Genomic DNA, 263 nt, shown 5'->3' on the forward strand with positions numbered 1-263 from the left:
GGCCCGCCGTTGCGATATTCCTGCGCCATGTCCATCGCCATGGCGGTCGCCATGAAGATGGCGGTACGCGCGAGATCGAGGGCTATCTCCTCACGGTGGATGTCGCCGAGCGAGGGGAACAGGTGGCACAGCTTGGTGTCGAGCGCGAAGGCGACCGGCTCGATGTTGGGATCGATGCACATGGGACAGGCCTTTCTTCGGATCAGACCCGAACCCCATGTCCGGATCGCCGACAGGCCGATCCCCCTTCCCTTCCGGCGAAG

1 protein-coding gene is annotated in these 263 nt (G+C 64.3%); it reads right to left on the reverse strand.

The genetic code is table 11. The features are described 5' to 3' along the window. A partial coding sequence (locus CVH10_RS21540; protein ID WP_219924968.1) for a hypothetical protein occupies positions 1–263 on the reverse strand: 263 nt, incomplete at both ends.

Source organism: Halomonas sp. ND22Bw, assembly GCF_003011945.1.
GTDB classification, from domain to species: domain Bacteria; phylum Pseudomonadota; class Gammaproteobacteria; order Pseudomonadales; family Halomonadaceae; genus Halomonas; species Halomonas halophila.